This is a genomic window from Kocuria sp. CCUG 69068 (assembly GCF_020833785.1).
GTDB classification, from domain to species: domain Bacteria; phylum Actinomycetota; class Actinomycetes; order Actinomycetales; family Micrococcaceae; genus Kocuria; species Kocuria rosea.
Genome location: NZ_PDDL01000009.1, coordinates 16,714 through 33,358, shown reverse-complemented (window position 1 = coordinate 33,358; position 16,645 = coordinate 16,714). Strand labels below are relative to the sequence as shown.

Annotated in this window: 15 protein-coding genes and 1 riboswitch; of the genes, 7 read left to right on the top strand and 8 right to left on the bottom strand. The window is 73.6% G+C overall.

Annotated elements, in window-relative coordinates:
* Window positions 1-332 precede the first annotated feature (332 nt).
* The 8 genes from CRM73_RS03205 to CRM73_RS03170 all read right to left on the bottom strand — a co-directional run bounded on the left by CRM73_RS03205 (window position 333) and on the right by CRM73_RS03170 (window position 8,068).
* On the bottom strand, window positions 333-1,574 hold the full coding sequence (locus CRM73_RS03205) for an MFS transporter (RefSeq protein ID WP_229586823.1): 1,242 nt from the start codon (window positions 1,572-1,574) through the stop codon (window positions 333-335).
* Complete coding sequence (locus CRM73_RS03200) at window positions 1,571-1,957, bottom strand: multidrug efflux SMR transporter (RefSeq protein ID WP_229586822.1); 387 nt, start codon at window positions 1,955-1,957, stop codon at window positions 1,571-1,573. Before CRM73_RS03200 ends, CRM73_RS03205 begins: the two co-directional genes overlap by 4 nt.
* Window positions 1,947-2,264, bottom strand: a complete 318-nt coding sequence (locus tag CRM73_RS03195; protein WP_017831741.1) for a multidrug efflux SMR transporter — start codon at window positions 2,262-2,264, stop codon at window positions 1,947-1,949. The genes CRM73_RS03200 and CRM73_RS03195 overlap by 11 nt, the downstream gene beginning before the upstream one ends.
* A gap of 3 nt (window positions 2,265-2,267) precedes the next feature.
* The gene (locus CRM73_RS03190; protein ID WP_031282128.1) at window positions 2,268-4,223 is read right to left on the bottom strand and encodes an amylosucrase; all 1,956 of its coding nucleotides are present in this window, start codon (window positions 4,221-4,223) and stop codon (window positions 2,268-2,270) included.
* 386 nt (window positions 4,224-4,609) lie between these two features.
* A complete protein-coding gene (locus CRM73_RS03185) occupies window positions 4,610-5,545 on the bottom strand; it encodes an ABC transporter substrate-binding protein (protein ID WP_035924285.1) in 936 nt (311 codons plus the stop codon).
* A gap of 74 nt (window positions 5,546-5,619) precedes the next feature.
* Complete coding sequence (locus CRM73_RS03180; RefSeq protein ID WP_109243546.1) at window positions 5,620-6,291, bottom strand: ABC transporter permease; 672 nt, start codon at window positions 6,289-6,291, stop codon at window positions 5,620-5,622.
* Window positions 6,288-6,962: an ABC transporter permease gene (locus tag CRM73_RS03175; protein WP_017831737.1), complete on the bottom strand. Its 675-nt coding sequence runs from the start codon at window positions 6,960-6,962 to the stop codon at window positions 6,288-6,290. The genes CRM73_RS03180 and CRM73_RS03175 overlap by 4 nt, the downstream gene beginning before the upstream one ends.
* Window positions 6,959-8,068, bottom strand: a complete 1,110-nt coding sequence (locus CRM73_RS03170) for an ABC transporter ATP-binding protein (RefSeq protein WP_109221598.1) — start codon at window positions 8,066-8,068, stop codon at window positions 6,959-6,961. The genes CRM73_RS03175 and CRM73_RS03170 overlap by 4 nt, the downstream gene beginning before the upstream one ends.
* A 119-nt stretch (window positions 8,069-8,187) precedes the next feature.
* Here CRM73_RS03170 and CRM73_RS03165 point away from each other — a divergent pair, with 119 nt between their 5' ends.
* The 7 genes from CRM73_RS03165 to CRM73_RS03135 all read left to right on the top strand — a co-directional run bounded on the left by CRM73_RS03165 (window position 8,188) and on the right by CRM73_RS03135 (window position 16,622).
* Window positions 8,188-8,715, top strand: a complete 528-nt coding sequence (locus tag CRM73_RS03165) for a 2'-5' RNA ligase family protein (RefSeq protein WP_017831735.1) — start codon at window positions 8,188-8,190, stop codon at window positions 8,713-8,715.
* Window positions 8,716-8,764: 49 nt separating this feature from the next.
* A complete protein-coding gene (locus tag CRM73_RS03160) occupies window positions 8,765-9,001 on the top strand; it encodes a hypothetical protein (RefSeq protein ID WP_017831734.1) in 237 nt (78 codons plus the stop codon).
* A gap of 108 nt (window positions 9,002-9,109) precedes the next feature.
* Window positions 9,110-9,212, top strand: a riboswitch (glycine riboswitch).
* Window positions 9,213-9,363: 151 nt separating this feature from the next.
* A complete protein-coding gene (gene gcvP, locus CRM73_RS03155) occupies window positions 9,364-12,234 on the top strand; it encodes an aminomethyl-transferring glycine dehydrogenase (protein WP_229586821.1) in 2,871 nt (956 codons plus the stop codon).
* A 31-nt stretch (window positions 12,235-12,265) separates the two neighbouring features.
* Window positions 12,266-13,387: a glycine cleavage system aminomethyltransferase GcvT gene (gene gcvT, locus CRM73_RS03150; RefSeq protein ID WP_229586820.1), complete on the top strand. Its 1,122-nt coding sequence runs from the start codon at window positions 12,266-12,268 to the stop codon at window positions 13,385-13,387.
* Window positions 13,388-13,454: 67 nt separating this feature from the next.
* Window positions 13,455-13,832 (top strand): glycine cleavage system protein GcvH, encoded by a 378-nt coding sequence (gene gcvH / locus CRM73_RS03145; protein WP_035924297.1) that lies wholly within the window; start codon window positions 13,455-13,457, stop codon window positions 13,830-13,832.
* A 173-nt stretch (window positions 13,833-14,005) separates the two neighbouring features.
* Complete coding sequence (locus CRM73_RS03140; RefSeq protein WP_229586819.1) at window positions 14,006-15,436, top strand: L-serine ammonia-lyase; 1,431 nt, start codon at window positions 14,006-14,008, stop codon at window positions 15,434-15,436.
* Between the two features lie 91 nt (window positions 15,437-15,527).
* Window positions 15,528-16,622 (top strand): SDR family oxidoreductase, encoded by a 1,095-nt coding sequence (locus CRM73_RS03135; protein ID WP_229586818.1) that lies wholly within the window; start codon window positions 15,528-15,530, stop codon window positions 16,620-16,622.
* Window positions 16,623-16,645 lie beyond the last annotated feature (23 nt).

The following is a 16,645-nucleotide window of genomic DNA, read 5'->3' as shown; positions in this document are numbered from 1 at the left end:
GGTGCACAGGGGGTGGAGAAAGTTGTCCACAGGTGTGGAGGAACGCGTGCACAGAGCGAGCACCGGCGCGACCGATCCCCGGCCGGCGGCGCCGTTGCAGGTCAGCGCAGGGTCGACGGAATGCGGCGTCCCGTAATTCCACCGGTGGAAGTTATCCACGCTGTGGACAACACCTGTGGAGAAGCTGTTGAGAAGCGCGTGCCAGGACGTCACGGAGCGTCGCACAGAGGCCGGCCGGTCCCCCTGAACGGGGGACAGCACCGGTCGGCGGGCAGCCGGGGGGCCCGCCGACCGGGGCAGCAGCGGCCGGGAGCACTCCGGACGGCGGCGTCCTAGCGGTGTGCACGGGAGCGCACGAGGACGGCGAGCGCCGCGCAGGCCAGGTAGCAGACAAGCACCACGCCCCAGCCCACCGCGAAGGACCCCGTGAGCTGGAGCAGTCCGCCGAGGGCGAGCGGACCGGCGCAGAACCCCGCGTACAGGCCCATGGTCACCACGCCGGTGGACGCCCCCACCCGGTCGGCGGGCACGGCGCGCATCGCCGCGGACATCACCACCACGCTCACCGCGAGTGCCGCGCCCCCGTGCAGGACGGCCGCCGGCCACACCGCCCACGCGAGGCCGGGGTGCAGCGGCGCCAGGATCAGCAGCACGGCGCTCGCGGCCGCCCCCAGGGCCATGCCGGCCAGCAGCACGAAGCCGTCCGTGCCCGGCCGGTCCATCACGCGCGCCCACAGCACCCGGGAGGCGATGCCCACGAGCGCGGAGACGGACACGGTGGCCCCGGCGGCGACGACGTCGAGGCCCAGCTCCCGGTGGGCGTAGAGCGGCAGGTAGACGTTGGCGGCCTGCGCCCCCAGCCCGGTCAGTGCCGCGGCCGCGGCGTACGCCCGGACGGCACCGGGCATCGGCGGCCGCGCGGCGGCGCCCGCCGCCCGGGACCGGAACGGCGTCGTCGTCCCGGACGGGGACGTCGTCCGGGACGGGCGGGCCACCGGGGTGCCGGGGTGGTTGTCCGGTACCGTCCACCAGCCGTGCACGAGCAGGAGCAGCACCGCGCCCACGGCCACCAGGACCGCGGTGCGCCAGCCGAGCAGCAGGCCCAGCGCGGGGAAGGTCAGGCCCGCCACGAGCTGCGAGGCCTGCACGCCGGCCTGCTTGATCCCGAGCCAGCTCGCGCGCCGCCCGGCGGGCACGTGCAGGCGGATGAGCCGGTTGGTCGCGGGGTTGGCCATGACCTGCCCGAGCCCCGAGAGCACCATGGCCGCGAGCAGGACCGCGTAGCCCGGCGCGGCGGCGGTCAGGAGCATCGCGAGCGCGGCGCCGCCGAACATCACGACCAGCAGGGTGCGGGCGGCCAGCCGGTCCGCCCAGCGGCCCGTGCGCACCGCGGTGACGGCCGCGACGAAGAAGGTGGTGGTGGCGAGCAGCCCGAACTGCGCCTCCGTGAGCTCCAGGTCCGCGATCACCAGGGGGCTCATCGCCGAGAGGCTGTGGGTCAGCAGCGGGCCCACGGCCATCGTGGCGGTGAGCACCAGCATGAGGTGCGCGCCCGGCCTGCGGTCCCGGGTCACCGGTCCTTCCCCGGGGTCGGCCGGTCGGCGGCGTGCAGGCTCACGACGCACGCCACGATCCCCGCCAGGAAGAGGGCCTTCGCCCACGAGATCTGCTCCTGCCCCGTGCCGGCCGCCCACGCGACCGTGAGCACGGCGCCGATGCCCGTCCACACGGCGTAGGCGGTGCCCATCGGCACCACCCGGGCGGCGCGTGCCAGGGTGAGCATGCTCAGCACCAGGGTCACGGCGAAGAGCAGACCGGGGCCCGGCCGCGAGAAGCCCTCGGACGCGCCCAGGGCGGTGGCCCAGACCGCCTCCAGGATCCCGCTGAGCACCAGCAGCGCCCAGGCACGGGCGCGCCGGTCCCGCGCGGCCCGCGCCGCGCCGGCCTCAGCCGACAACCTTGAGCCCGATCACACAGCCGACGAGGCCGAGCACCAGCAGGATCCTGAGGGGCGTGGCGGACTCGCGGCCCGTCAGCATGGACCAGGCCACGGTCAGGGCCGCGCCGATGCCCACCCAGACGGCGTACGCCGTGCCCGTGGGGAGGGCCGTCATGGCGTAGGACAGTCCGGCCAGGCTCACGGCGGCCGTCACCGCGAACACCACGGCCGGCACGGGACGGCGGAGCCCGTCCGAGGCCGCGAGCGCGGACGCCCACACCGCCTCGAGGACGCCCGAGAGCACCAGCACCGTCCACGCACCCACGGGTCAGCGCTTCGGGAGCACGCGGATCCAGAGGAACCCGTGGGCGTCGAGCAGCAGACCGTGGCGCAGGTCGAGCTCGGTGTTGCCGTGCAGCTCGACGGCCTGGGGCAGGAACCCCGAGAGGGTCTCCCCCGTGACGAACTGGGACCAGTCGGAGAAGTTCGCCAGGCACAGCACCACCGTGTTGCCGCCCGGGCGCTGGTAGCCCAGCACGTGGGGGTTGCGCGCGTCGAACGGGAGGAGCGTGTTGCCGTCGAACTCCGGGGAGTTCCGGCGCAGCTCGACCATCCTCCGGATGCCCCCGAAGATCCGGCCCTGCACGGAGAACAGCTCGTGGCGGCGCTCGTAGTCCTGGACGGGCCGCGGCGGCCGGTGCACCCACCGGGCGTCGCCGGCGTGGGCCGGGTCCTCGTTCCAGGCGGGGTCGTTGAGCTGGCCGACCTCGTCGCCCAGGTACAGCAGGGGGATGCCGCCGGTGCTCATCGCCACGGAGTGCGCGAGCAGGACCCGGTCCACCGCGGACGCCGGGTCCTCGGCGAGGCCCAGCAGGGACGCCGTGGTCCCGCACACGCGGCAGTCCCCCGTGCGGGGGTTCTCCTGGAACGGGACGCCGTCCGCGAAGCTGCCGGGGTGGCGCCCGGTGTAGAAGGCGTTGAGGAAGCGGCGGTGGTCGTGGCCCTGCACGCCCAGCCGGGCGGCGTCCTCGTCCGAGAACGTCCAGCCGATGTCGTCGTGGCCGCGCACGTAGTCCACCCACGCCGTGCCGGGCGGGAGGGCGTGGCGCTCCTCGAGGGCCTGCGCGAGCAGCTTCGGCTCCCGGGTGGCCATCGCCTCCCAGGTCAGGGCCATCTGGAGCGGGTTGTAGGACAGCTGGCACTGTCCGGGCTCGATGTACCGGGCGACCTCGTCCGGGTGGACGATCGCCTCGGACTTGAACAGCACGGCCGGCGCGGCGATCCGGCACAGCGCGTTGTACGCGCGCAGCAGCACGTGGGCCTGGGGCAGCGACTCGCAGGCGGTGCCCAGCTGCTTCCAGATGAACGCGACGGCGTCCATGCGCAGCACCTCGACGCCCTGGGCGGCCAGGAACAGCAGCTCCGCGGCCATCGCCCGGAAGACGGCGGGATTGGTGTAGTTGAGGTCCCACTGGAAGGAGTAGAAGGTGCTCCACACCCACCGGGGGTCCTCCTCGCCGGCGCCGATCCGCGTGAAGGAGCCGGGGTGGTCGTCCGGGAAGATCTCCCGCGTGGTGCGCTCGAACTGCTCCGGGACCGTGCGGTCCGGGAAGATCCAGTAGTAGTCCTCGTACTCCCGCTCCCCCGCGGCGGCCCGGCGCGCCCACTCGTGCTCGTTGGAGGTGTGGTTGAAGACGAAGTCGAGGACCAGGCTGATCCCGTTCCGACGCAGCTCGCGGCTCAGCTCGGCGAGCTCCTCCATGGTCCCCAGCCTCGGCTCCACGCGGCGGTACGAGGACACCGCGTAGCCGCCGTCCGAGTTGCCCTCCGGCGCCTCGAACAGGGGCATGAGGTGGAGGTAGGTCAGGCCCAGTTCCCGGAAGTAGGGGATCTGCTCCCGGATGCCCCGCAGGTTCCCCGCGTACCGGTCCACGTAGCAGACCCCGCCGAGCATCTGCCGCGCGCCGAACCACGCGGGGTCCTGCTCGCGCCGGGCGTCCAGGTCCTTGAGGTCGTCGGGGCGCTCGGCCCAGGAGCGCGCCAGCTGCAGCCCGAGCTCGCTGAGCTGTTCGAGGAAGTCCTCGCGGTGGCCGTAGATCTCGGCGAAGAGCAGCGTCAGCCGGGGGAAGTGCTCGTCGAACCTGCGGTCGAAGTCCGTCCACCCCGTGCCCGGCAGGTCCGCCGGGCGGCCCTCCTGCACCCGCTGGCGGACGCACGCGGTGATCACGCGCGCCTGGTTCTCCGGCGACAGGCCCGGGATACCGGGCGTACTGGTGTTCGGCACACTGCTCCTTCGGTCGTCCGCCCCGGGGCGGGCAGTCTCCGAACTCGAGATCCTCCTTGACGACGAGCCCTCGGATGGTCGAGGACCAGCTGCCACCGGTGGGTGGGAGCGGTCCGCCCCTCAGCATACTGATGCGCTCCCAGCTTTTCAGCGGATGACCCGGGGCTTCCTCCACATGCCTGTGCACAGAGTTGTCCACAGGTGTGGACGAGTCCTGGGGACACTGTGGGGAAAGGCCCGCCGGCTCCCTCCAGGAGCGCCCCGGCGGGCGCAGAGGACCCCTGGAGACGACGCCGTGCGTGTGGAGAACCCTGTGCAGGGCGGACGCCGCGCCCCGGGATCGCGGACCCCGGGACGCGGCGCCCGTGCCGGTGCCGTGCGCGGGCTCAGTACCCGTTGGCGGACAGCCACTCCTGCGCGGCGTCGGCCGGGCTGACCTGGTCCTCGCCGCTGACCTGGCGGTTCAGGTCGATGAGGGCCTCCGTGGTGAGCTTGCCGGAGAGCTCGTTCAGCGCGTCCACCGCCTCCTGGGGCAGCCGGTCCGCCGCGGCCAGCGGCAGGACCTGCTGGGCGATGAAGTTGTTCTCCGGGTCCTCCAGCACCACGAGGTCGTTGTCGGCGATCGCCGGGGTGGTCGTGAAGATGTCGGCGACGTCCACGTCCCCGTCGAGGAGGGCCTGGACGGTGAGCGGGCCGCCGCCGTCGTTGATCGGCTCGAAGGACTCCGGCACGCAGCCGTACTTCTGCTCCAGGCCGTCGAGGCCGTAGGCGCGCTCGGCGAACTCGGGCGGACCCGCGATCACGAGCTCCCCGCACACCTCCGCCAGGTCCGCGATGCTCGTGAGCCCGTACTGCTCCGCGGTCCCGGAGGTGACCACCATGGCGTCCTTGTTCTCCGCCTCGGAGGCCTCGAGCACGGTCAGGCCCTCGGGCAGCGCGTCCGGCAGGGCCGCCATGATCTCGTCGGCCGAGCTCGCCGTGGCCTCGGGGTCCGCGAAGAGCAGCAGGTTGCCGGAGTAGTCCGGGACCACGTCCACGGACCCGTCCTGCACGGCCCCCACGTAGGCCTCGCGGGCACCGATGCCCAGGGACGTCTCCGTCTCGACCCCGGCGGACTTCAGCGCCCCGGCGTAGAGCTCGGCCACGATCTGGCTCTCCGGGAAGTCGGCGGAGCCCACGGTCACGGTCTCCGAGGACGTGGTCGCGGACCCGTCCTCCTCGGCGAGGGGGTCGCCGCCGCCGCAGGCGGTCAGGCCCAGCAGCAGGGCGGCGCCCAGGGCGGGCGCGGCGGCGCGGCGGCGGAGCGCGGGAGCGGTGGTCATGGTGGTTCTCCTGTCGGTCGGTGGCACGGAGGACGGTGGGGCTCGGGAGGACGGGGGTCAGGGGCAGCGGTGGGTCAGGGAGCGGCGAGGCGCAGCCCCGGCGAGGTGGACAGCCGCTGGGCCAGGGCCAGGACGGCGTCCACGACGAGCGCGAGGACCGCCACGAGCACCACGGAGCCGAGCATCCGGTCGTAGTCGCGCACGGCGAGGCCGTCGATGAGGTAGCGGCCGAGGCCGCCGAGGTTGATGTAGGCGACCACGGTCACGGTCGCCACGACCTGCAGGGCGGCGTTGCGGACCCCGCCCAGGATCACGGGCAGGGCGTTGGGCACCTCCACGCGGGTCAGCACCTGGCTCCCGGTCATCCCCATCGCCGCCCCGGCGTCCTTGAGGGCCGGGGACACGTTCGCGACCCCCGCGTAGGCCCCCGACAGGATCGGGGGGATCGCGAGCAGGACGAGCGCGATGATCGGCGGCACCAGTCCGAGCCCGAGCAGCAGGGTGAAGAGGGTGAGCAGGCCCAGCGTGGGCAGGGCGCGCAGCGCCCCGGCCAGGCCGACGACGACGCCGGAGCCGCGCCCCGTGTGCCCCACCCACAGGCCCAGGGGGACCGCCACGGCCAGGGCCACGGCCATCGTCACGCCGCTGTACGTCAGGTGCTCCAGCAGCCGGGCGGGGATGCCGCCGGCCCCGGACCAGTTCTCGGGATCGGTCAGCCACTCCAGGGCGCCGCCGGCGAGGCTCACGCGACCGCTCCTCTGCGCACGCGCGGGACCGGGGCCGTGCCCGCCCGCTGCCAGCGCGTCAGGGCGCGGCCGGCCCCCCGCAGCACGAGGTCCATGAGCACCGCCAGGACCACGGTCAGGACGATGCCCACCGCGATCTCCTCGAGGATGGACCGGCGCAGCCCGTCGGTGAACAGGGTGCCGAGGGACTGCACGCCGATCACCGCTCCCACGCTGACCATGGAGATGTTGCTGACGGAGGCGACCCGCAGCCCGGCGACCAGCACGGGCACCGCGAGCGGCAGCTCGACCGCGAAGAAGCGCCGCAGCGGGCGGTAGCCCATCGCGGTGGAGGCCTGCAGGATGTCGCGGTCCACGGACTCGAAGGCGTCCACGGAGGAGCGCACCAGGATGGCCACGACGTAGACGGTCAGCGCCACGACCACGTTCACCACCGAGGTGATCTGCGTGCCGAGGAGCAGGGGCAGCACCACGAACAGGGTCAGGGAGGGGATGGTGTAGAGCAGGGAGGAGCCCGTGACGAGCACCGGGCGCAGCGTGCGGTTGCGGGCGGCGAGCCGCGCCACCGGGACGGCGACGAGGGCGCCGAGCAGCAGGGGCAGCACCGACTGGACGAGGTGCGTGCCCGTGAGCTCCAGGACGTAGGGCCAGTTCCGGCTCGTCCAGTTCATCGGGGCGTCCGCCCGCCGAGCCGCGCGTCCTCGATGGCCGCGATGATCTCCCCCGGCTGCATGATCCCGACCGCCCGGCCGTCGTCGTCGACGACCACGGCGAGGCCCGACGGCGAGGACAGGGCCGCGTCCAGGGCGCTGCGCAGGGAGCTGCCGGGCCGGTGCAGGGTGCCGCCGACCACGGGGTCGTCCTCCGCGCCGGGCCGCACCCAGCCGCGGGGGGCGCCGTCGTCGTCGACCCGCAGCGTCCACCCGTCGGGGACGGGCCCGTCCCCGGTGCCGGCCACGCCCTGGGTGCCGTCCGGGCGCACGGTGGCCACCGGGTGCACGGGGATGTCGTGGGCCGAGTCGAAGGTCAGGGAGCGGAAGCCGCGGTCCCGGCCCACGAAGTCCGCCACGAAGTCGTCGGCGGGCGCGCGCAGCAGCTCCTCCGGGGTGGCGTACTGCGCCAGCCGCCCGCCGGTGGCGAAGACGGCCACCCGGTTGCCGAGCAGGATCGCCTCGTCGATGTCGTGGGTGACGAACACGATGGTGCGGTGCAGCCGGCGCTGGAGGTCCAGCAGCTCGCGCTGCAGGTCCTGGCGCACCACGGGGTCCACGGCGGAGAACGGCTCGTCCATGAGCAGGACCGGCGGGTCGGCGGCGAGCGCCCGGGCCACGCCCACGCGCTGCTGCTGACCGCCCGAGAGCTGGGAGGGGTAGCGGGAGCCCAGGGCCTCGGCGAGCCCCACGGTGCTCAGCAGCTCGTGGGCCCGCTCCCGCGCCTGCTTCCTCGGCACGCCGTTGAGCCGCGGGACGGTCGCGATGTTGTCCACCACGGTCCGGTGCGGCAGGAGGCCCGACTGCTGCATGACGTAGCCCATGGAGCGGCGCAGCTCGTGGGCGGGCACGGACGTGACGTCACGGCCCTCGACCGTGACGGAGCCGGAGGTGGGCTCCACCATGCGGTTGATCATCCGCAGGGAGGTGGTCTTGCCGCAGCCGGAGGGTCCCACGAACACGGTGAGGGACCCGCGGGGGATCTCGAGGTCGAGGGCCTCGACGGCCGTGGTCCCGTCCGGGTACGTCTTGCCGGCGCCCTCGAAACGGATCGCGATGTCGGTCATGGAGATCCTCCCGTTGCCGTCCGGCCAGTATAGGCAAGCACGGCGGACGCCCCGCTAGACTCGCGTCCACCGGAGCCGGATCCCGCGGGACCGCCGGCCGACGCGCGAGGAGGTGGACGGTGCACAGCCTGGAGCTGCTGCTCGGCGAGGACGCCGAGGCGGCCGTGCGCGCGGACTGGGACCGGCTGGCCGAGGCGGGACTGCCCAGCTCCGGCCGGCACCGCTCCGAGTCCAACCGCCCCCACATCACCCTGGTGGCCGCCCCGTCCCTGGCCCCGGAGACCGTGCCGGGGGTCGACGAGCGGGTCGCCGCGGCCGCCGGGTTCGTGGACCTGCCGCTGACCAGCGCGGGCGTGCTGCTGTTCGGTCCGGGCCGGGGCGGCTACGTGGTGGTCCGCCAGGTCGTGACCACCCCTGAGCTGCTCGAGCTGCACCGGCGGGTCTGCGACGCCGTGGGCTCGGTCCCGGGGCAGGCGCGCACCTCCTTCCCCGGGGCCTGGACGCCGCACATCACCCTGGCGCGCCGGATGCGCCCGGAGCAGGTGGCCGCCGCGCTCGACGTCCTGGCCCCGCACCCCGAGCCGCTTCGCGCCGTGGCGCTGCGCCGCTGGGACGCGGACGCCCGCACCGTGGTGCAGTTGGCCTGAGGTCCGGCCCCGTGCCGGCGACGGGTGCGGAGCCGCGTAGGCTCGGATCATGACGAGCGCACAGGACATCGCCACCTGGATGATCGACCGCATCCGGACCGAGGGACGACTGTCCCAGGACCAGGCCGTCCAGGACATCCCCGGGACCTTCGGCCCCGAGTGGGTCCGGACCCTGGAGAACGGGCACACCGGGATCAGCAAGGAGGTCCTCGCGGAGTTCCGCAAGGCCCACGGCGGCACGGTGCAGTGGGACCGCGACCGCCGCTTCTGGTCCCTCAAGAGCTGAGCCGCCGGGCCGATCCGCCGGGCGGCTCCCCCGGCACGGCCGGGGTTCCCCGCGTGACGGTGGACACCTCTTTCCGGCTCCGGCTATCCTAGGAGCAGAAGACGCCCATGAGCTGTGGTGGGAGAGTCCCGCCGGTGCACTCGGACCGGCGGGCGCCGTAGGAGCAATTCCTCCCCAGGAAACTCTCAGGCCCCCGTACCACCACGGATCGGCAACTCTGGAAAGCAGCCCGGCGCGCGTCGCCGGACTCACCGACGGTGCAAGCGGCTCCACGGCCGCGGAATCTCTCAGGTCCCAGACAGAGCGGGGAGGAACTCGAACCGATCCACGCCGCCCTGGCGTGCAGCACCCGGGAGTTCCTCATGACGATCCAGCTCGCCACCACGTCCCCGACCACCGTCTTCGCCGACCGGCACATCGGTGCCGGCTCCGACGCCGTCCGGACCATGCTCGCCCGCGTGGGCCGCACCAGCCTCGACGACCTGGCGGACGCCGCCGTGCCCGCCGACATCCGACAGAACACCCCTCTGGACCTGCCCGCGGCGCTCAGCGAGCAGGAGGTGCTCGAGCAGCTGCGCGCCTTCGCGGACCGCAACACCACGGCCGTGCAGATGATCGGGCAGGGCTACTACGACACCCACACGCCCCCGGTGATCCTGCGCAACGTGCTGGAGTCCCCGGGCTGGTACACCGCCTACACCCCCTACCAGCCCGAGATCTCCCAGGGCCGCCTCGAGGCGCTGCTGAACTTCCAGACCATGGTCTCCGACCTCACGGGGCTGCCGGTGGCCAACGCCTCGCTGCTGGACGAGGCCACGGCGGTGGTCGAGGCCGTGCTCCTGATGCGCCGGGCCAACAAGGCCCGCGGCAACGGCGCGATCGTGGTCGACGCCGACATCCTGCCGCAGACCCTGGCCGTGGTGCTGGCCCGCGCCGAGGCGCTGGGCTTCGCCGTGCAGGTCGCCGATCTGACGGCGGGCCTGCCCGAGGGCGAGATCACCGGCGTGGTCCTGCAGCAGCCCGGGGTCTCCGGGCGGGTCGTCGACCACGCCGCGGTGATCGCCGAGGCCAAGGAGCGCGGGGCGATGGTCACGGTCGCGGCCGACCTGCTGGCCCTGACCCTGATCACCCCGCCCGGCGAGCAGGGCGCGGACATCGCGGTGGGCTCCTCCCAGCGCTTCGGGGTCCCCCTGTTCTTCGGCGGCCCGCACGCCGCCTACATGGCGGTGCGCTCCGGCCTGGAGCGCAACCTGCCCGGCCGCCTGGTGGGCGTCTCCAAGGACGCCACGGGACGGGCCGCCTACCGCCTGGCGCTGCAGACGCGCGAGCAGCACATCCGCCGGGAGAAGGCCACCTCCAACATCTGCACCGCTCAGGCGCTGCTGGCCGTCGTGGCCGGCATGTACGCCGTCTACCACGGCCCGGAGGGGCTGAAGGCCATCGCCCGGCGCGTGCACGGCCTCGCCCGCACCCTGGCCACCGTGCTGCAGGGCGCCGGCCACGAGCTCGTCGCGGAGCAGTTCTTCGACACCCTCACCGTGCGGGTCCCCGGCCGGGCGGAGCAGGTGGTCCGCGCGGCCGAGGGCCGCGGCGTGAACCTGCGGCTCGTCGACGCCGACCACGTGGGGATCTCCTGCGACGAGGCGACCACGGAGCAGCACCTCGTGCTCGTCGCCGAGGCCTTCGGCGTGGCGGACGCCGCCGCGGCGGTCGCCGCCGGGCCGCGCGGCCCGGAGCTGGACGCCGGGCTGCGGCGCGCCACGGAGTTCCTCACCCACCCGGTGTTCTCCACCCACCGCTCCGAGACGCAGATGCTGCGCTACCTGCGGCGCCTGGAGAACCGGGACCTGGCCCTGGACCGGACGATGATCCCGCTGGGCTCCTGCACCATGAAGCTCAACGCCACCGCCGAGATGGCGGCCATGAGCTGGCCCGAGTTCGCCTCGATCCACCCGCTGGCCCCGGCCCACCAGACCACCGGCTGGCGCGAGCTGATCGCCGACCTGGAGGGCCGCCTGGAGGAGATCACCGGCTACGCGGCCGTGTCCCTCCAGCCCAACGCCGGTTCCCAGGGCGAGCTGGCGGGCCTGCTGGCCATCCGCGGCTACCACCGGTCCCGCGGCGAGGAGCAGCGCACCGTGTGCCTCATCCCCGCCTCGGCCCACGGCACCAACGCCGCCTCCGCGGTCCTGGCCGGCATGAAGGTCGTCGTGGTGAAGACGGCCACCGACGGCACGATCGACCACGCCGACCTCGAGGCGAAGATCGAGGCCCACCGCGACCAGCTGGCCGCCATCATGATCACGTACCCCTCCACCCACGGGGTCTACGACGCCGACGTGCGCCAGGTCTGCGACGCCGTCCACGCCGCCGGCGGGCAGGTGTACCTCGACGGGGCCAACCTCAACGCCCTGGTCGGGCTGGCCCAGCCGGGGAAGTTCGGCGGGGACGTCTCCCACCTGAACCTGCACAAGACCTTCTGCATCCCGCACGGCGGCGGCGGGCCCGGCGTGGGCCCCGTGGCGGTGGCCGCGCACCTGGCCCCCTTCCTGCCCGGCGACGCCACCCGCGCCGAGGCGGACGGGGAGTCCGGCGCGCCGATCTCCGCCACGATGTTCGGCTCGGCCGGCGTGCTGCCGATCTCCTGGGCCTACATCGCGATGATGGGCGGCGACGGCCTCACCCGGGCCACGCAGACCGCGCTCCTGACGGCGAACTACGTCGCCGCCGCGCTCGACGAGCACTACCCGGTGCTCTACACCGGCAACAACGGGCTGGTCGCCCACGAGTGCATCCTGGACCTGCGACCGCTCACGGCCCGCACCAAGGTGACCGCCGAGGACGTGGCCAAGCGGCTGATCGACTTCGGGTTCCACGCCCCGACCCTCTCCTTCCCGGTGGCCGGGACGCTGATGGTCGAGCCGACCGAGTCCGAGGACCTCGCCGAGATCGACCGGTTCATCACCGCGATGACCACCATCCGCGAGGAGATCGAGCAGGTCGCCCGCGGTGAGCTCAGCGCCGAGGACAGCCCCCTGCGCCACGCCCCGCACACCGCCGAGGTCGTGGCCGCGAGCGACTGGGACCGCCGCTATCCCCGCGAGCAGGGCGCCTTCCCCGTCCCGGAGCTGCGCCAGGACAAGTACTTCCCGCCGGTGGGCCGCATCGACGGCGCCGCCGGGGACCGCAACCTGATCTGCTCCTGCCCGGCCCCCGAGGCCTTCGAGAACTGATCCGGCACCGCACCGCCACGAAAGGCACGACATGAGCGTCAGCACCACCTCCCGCCACACCGCCCTGCACGACGAGCACGCCGTGCTGGGGGCGTCCTTCACCGACTTCGGCGGCTGGGACATGCCCCTGAAGTACGGCTCAGAGCTGGCCGAGCACCGCGCCGTGCGCACCGCCGCCGGTCTGTTCGACCTCTCCCACATGGGGGAGATCCGGGTGACCGGCCCGGACGCGGCGGCCTTCCTGAACACGGCCCTGGTGGGCAACCTCGCCGCCATCGCCGTGGGCCGGGCCAAGTACTCCCTCATCTGCACCCCCGAGGGCGGGATCATCGACGACCTGATCAGCTACCGGCTGGCCGAGCAGGAGTACCTGGTGGTGCCCAACGCCGGCAACGCGCCGACCGTGCTCGCCGCCCTCCAGGAGCGGGCCGCCGGCTTCGACGTCACCGTGGCCGACGAGTCCGCCGACACCTCGCTGGTCGCCGTCCAGGGCCCCGCCGCGCAGGCGATCCTGCAGGAGCTCGTCCCCGCCGAGCAGCAGGAGCTGGTCGCCGAGCTGAAGTACTACTCGGCCGCGCCGGTCACCGTCGCCGGGACCGACGTGCTGCTCGCCCGCACCGGCTACACCGGGGAGGACGGGTTCGAGCTCTACGTGCCCGACGCCCAGGCGGTGTCCCTGTGGCGGAAGCTCCTGGAGGCCGGGCAGGGCCACGGGCTCGTCCCCTGCGGCCTCGCCTGCCGCGACTCCCTGCGCCTGGAGGCCGGGATGCCGCTCTACGGCCAGGAGCTCACCCTGGACCTCACCCCCTACGAGGCCGGTCTCGGCCCGGTCGTCTCCTTCAAGAAGGAGGAGGACTTCGTGGGCCGCACGGCCCTGGAGGCCCGCAGGGGCGCCGGGACGGACCGCAAGCTGGTCGGCCTGCGGGGCGAGGGCCGGCGCGCGGCCCGCGGCCACTACCCGATCAGCGTGGACGGCGAGGTCGTCGGCGAGGTCACCTCGGGGGCGCTCAGCCCGACCCTCGGCTACCCCATCGCCATGGCCTACGTCGACAACGCGCACGCCGAGCCCGGCACCGAGGTGCAGGTCGACCTGCGCGGCAAGCCGGTCCCGTTCGAGGTCGTGTCCCTGCCGTTCTACCAGCGCGGGCAGTGACCCGGCCGGCTCCGGCAGCCCCTTCCACCACCCGTCGTCCTCCCCTCCTGCTGAAAGGTTCTCGATCATGAGCAACATCCCGTCCCACCTGCGCTACTCCGCCGAGCACGAGTGGGTGGACGAGTCCTCCCCCGTGAAGGTCGGCCTGTCCGCGGTCGCCGTCGACGCCCTCGGCGACGTCGTCTACCTCGACCTGCCCGAGGCCGGTTCCACCGTGACCGCCGGCGAGGTCTGCGGCGAGGTGGAGTCCACCAAGTCCGTCTCCGAGCTCTTCGCCCCGGTCTCCGGCACGGTGGTGGACGTCAACGCGGCCGTCGTCGACGAGCCCGGGCTGGTGAACTCCGACCCGTACGGGGACGGCTGGCTGTTCACCGTCGAGGTCACCGACGAGGGCGAGCTGCTCACCGCGGAGCAGTACGAGCAGGCCCAGGAGGACCAGGCCTGAGCACGCCCCCACGAGCGCAGCAGGACGTCGGGACCCTGGGCGAGGGCTGAGCACCGGCCGCGCCCGGGTACCGTCGAGGACCGTGGTGCGGGCCGGGTCCCGGCCCGCACCACGACCGTTCCACCCACCACCGCCCCGCACCGGGGCACCACCTCCTTTGGAGCATCACCGTCATGGCCATCAGCGTCTTCGAACTGTTCACCGTGGGCATCGGCCCCTCGAGCTCCCACACCGTCGGCCCCATGCGCGCCGCACGGCGCTTCGCCGAGACCCTGACCGGGGACGGGCTGCTGGAGCTCACCGCGGACCTGCGCGTGGACGTCTACGGGTCGCTGGCCGCGACCGGCCGGGGCCACGGCACCTTCACCGCGATCCTGCTCGGCCTGGAGGGCTACGACCCCGAGACCGTGCTGCCCGCCGAGGTGGACGAGCGGCTCGCCGACCTCGCCGAGACCGGGACGCTGCGGCTGTGCGCGGCCCTCGGGCAGCGCAAGGACCTCCCCTACCGGGTCGACAACATGGTGCAGCACCCGCTGACCGTCCTGGAGCGGCACACCAACGGCATGCGCTTCCAGGCCCTGGACGCCTCCGGCGCCGTGCTGGCCGACGAGACCTGGTTCTCCGTGGGCGGCGGCTTCATCGTCCGCGAGGGCCAGGAGGGCGCCGCCGCGGCCGAGCTGGACGCCGCCAGCGCCCAGGTGCCCCACCCCTTCCGCACCGCCGCACAGCTGCTGGCCCACTGCGAGCGCACCGGCCTGCCGATCAGCGGGGTGATGCTGGCCAACGAGCGGACCTGGCGCGACGAGGACGAGATCCGGCAGCAGCTGCTGCACATCTGGACCGTGATGGAGGAGTGCAAGGACTCCAGCCTCCGGCGCACCGGCCCGCTGCCGGGCGGGCTGAACGTGGCCCGCCGCGCCCCCGAGTGGCACCGGCGCCTGCGCACCGAGGACCCGGACCGGGACCCGGGCTTCTGGCCGGAGTGGGTGAACCTCGTGGCCCTGGCGGTCAACGAGGAGAACGCCTCCGGCGGACGCGTGGTCACCGCCCCCACCAACGGGGCGGCCGGCATCATCCCGGCGGTGCTGTTCTACGCCACCCACTACTCCCCCGCCGCCCGCGCCGCCGCCGCGGAGGGCCCCGAGGCGCTCGCGGCCGCCCGGCGGGACATCGTGGTCCGCTTCCTGCTCACGGCCGGGGCGGTCGGGGTGCTCTACAAGGAGCAGGCCTCGATCTCCGGGGCCGAGGTGGGGTGCCAGGGCGAGGTCGGCTCCGCCTCCTCGATGGCCGCCGCCGGCCTCGCCGAGGTCCTGGACGGGACCCCGGCCCAGGTGGAGAACGCCGCGGAGATCGCCATGGAGCACAACCTCGGGCTGACCTGCGACCCCATCGGCGGACTGGTGCAGATCCCCTGCATCGAGCGCAACGCGATCGCCGCGGCCAAGGCGATCAACGCCGCCAAGATGGCGATGTGGGGCGACGGCACCCACCGGGTCAGCCTCGACGAGGTCATCGTGACCATGCGCGAGACCGGCAGGGACATGAGCCACAAGTACAAGGAGACCGCCCTGGGCGGACTCGCCGTGAACGTCGTGGAGTGCTGACCGTGAGACGCTGAACCCGTCGGCCCGGACGGTCCTGTCCGTGCGGACCGGCGAGCAGCGTTGGCACCCACCGAGGAGACGAGACCGCACCGTGACAGCCCCCGCCCAGGACACCCGTTCCCCGCAGCGTCCCACCGCCCTGGTGGTGGGGGCCAGCGGCATCGCCGGTTCGGCGATCGTCGAGCAGCTGACCCGCACCGAGGACTGGGACGTGCTCGCCCTCTCCCGCAACCCCGTCCCCGGCAGCTCGGCCCGGCACCTCGGCGCCGACCTCCGCTCCCCCGAGAGCCTGGCCGCGGCCCTGGCCGTGGAGCGGCCCACGCACGTGTTCTTCACCGCCTGGTCCCGCCAGGCCACCGAGAAGGAGAACATCGAGGTCAACGCCGGGATGGTCCGCAACCTCCTGGCCGCCCTGGCCCACGCCCCGGTGGAGCACGTAGCGCTGATGACCGGGCTCAAGCACTACCTGGGCCCCTTCGAGGCCTACGGCAAGGGGGACATGCCCGACACTCCCTTCCTCGAGGAGGAGCCGCGCCTGCCGGTGGAGAACTTCTACTACGCCCAGGAGGACGAGCTCTGGGCGGCCGCCGGCCGCCAGGGCTTCCGCTGGTCCGTGCACCGGGCGCACACGGTCATCGGCCACGCGGTGGGCAACGCCATGAACATGGGGCTGACCCTGGCCGCGCAGGCGGCGATCTGCCGGGAGACGGGCCGCCCGTTCGTGTTCCCCGGCTCCGAGGTGCAGTGGAACAGCCTGACCGACATGACCGACGGGTCCCTGCTGGCCGAGCACATGGTCTGGGCCGCCACCGAGGAGGCCGCCGGCAACGAGGCCTACAACGTGGTCAACGGCGACGTCTTCCGCTGGCGCCGGATGTGGCCGGCGCTGGCCGCCTGGTTCGGGCTCGAGTGGGAGGGCTACCGTGACGCACCGCGGCCGCTGGAGCAGCAGATGCGCGGCGCCGAGGACGTCTGGGCCCGGATCGTCGCCGAGCACGGGCTCGCGGAGCCCGACCTGGCCCGCGTGGCCTCCTGGTGGCACACCGACGCCGACCTCGGCCGGCCCATCGAGGTGGTCGCCGACATGAGCAAGAGCCGGCTGGCCGGGTTCACCGGCTACCGCCGCACCCGGGACTGCTTCACCGGCCTCTTCGACCGCTACCGGGCCGAGCACATCATCCCCTGACCCCCAGACAGGGACCCGGGAGG